Origin of the sequence: Pseudomonas sp. Sample_9, from assembly GCF_004307535.1 — a bacterium.
In the GTDB taxonomy this organism is placed as follows: Bacteria; Pseudomonadota; Gammaproteobacteria; order Pseudomonadales; family Pseudomonadaceae; genus Aquipseudomonas; species Aquipseudomonas mercuritolerans.
This window is the reverse complement of record NZ_RAZO01000286.1, coordinates 1-926: the sequence shown is the minus strand read 5'-3', so window position 1 is coordinate 926 and position 926 is coordinate 1. Positions and strand designations below refer to the sequence as shown.

Annotated in this window: 2 protein-coding genes and 1 pseudogene; all 3 read left to right on the top strand. The window is 53.0% G+C overall.

The annotated features are described in order from the left end of the window. A pseudogene (locus D6877_RS15605) lies at positions 1-225 on the top strand (pyocin); the annotation flags it as partial. A 10-nt stretch (positions 226-235) separates the two neighbouring features. Then, entirely contained in the window at positions 236-589 is a 354-nt protein-coding gene (locus tag D6877_RS15600) for a DUF6572 domain-containing protein (RefSeq protein WP_016774273.1), read from the top strand. Positions 590-698: 109 nt separating this feature from the next. Further along, a partial coding sequence (locus D6877_RS15595; protein ID WP_130911370.1) for a DUF6572 domain-containing protein occupies positions 699-926 on the top strand: 228 nt, incomplete at its 3' end.

Below are 926 nucleotides of genomic sequence, written 5' to 3'. Positions count from 1 at the left end.
CGCACGCGCATTGATATGATGGGCCGCGATGCGGACGGCAACATCTCCTGCGTCGAATGCAAATCTTCGGAAACAGCGCCACTGACGCGCAATCAGAAATTGGGCTTTCCAGAAATAGAAAAGACCGGCGCAACCGTCGTCGGCAAAGGTAAACCCGGCTTCACCGGAGGCACCCGAATCCCACCTACCAGAGTCGACATCATTCGACCTGACCCGACCCTCTGAGGGAGCAGACATGTCCATCACCGAAACAAAAGTCGTCGACATCATCGCAGTGCCCGAGTGGGAACCCGACAATGTCGTACTCGTCATCACTGATCACTTGGAATGGGGCGACAAAGCCCAACAGGGTGAACACCTGTTGTTGCTACAGGAGAAGATCAATACCTACATCGCCTTCATCGAGAGCGGCGAATTGCTGGAAAGCTATCCGCCAGCCAAGGGCAAGAATCCGAAAATTCGCATCAATGGTTTATATGAGCTACCTGAGCAAGGTGAAACCTTTGTCGACCGCGTGACCGAGGTACTCAAAGGCGTAGGCATCGGAATGGAATTTGTGCTTAAGGACGACTTTGCTGTTCGACACTAGGCGTGTGAGCTAGTAGAGCTAAAGCAAAGCAAAGGGCGGCAAGCCACAGAGCTGTAGCTCGGTTCCCTCAGAGGGATTGAACAAACCGGCTGGAGGCCAAGGATCCGCAGTGTCCTTAACAGACCCGAACATTATCGATATGTGGGGAATCCCCAAATCGGACAGTGGCACCATCATCCTGGGCATCGCTGACCACCTAGAATGGGGCAATAAGACCCTACAAGCCGAGCACCTTCTCGCGCTACAACGGAAGATAAACGGCTACATCGCTTTCATCGAAAGCGGTGAGATCTATAACAAGATTCCCGCTGCACTCGGCAAGTCACTTGTAATCCGT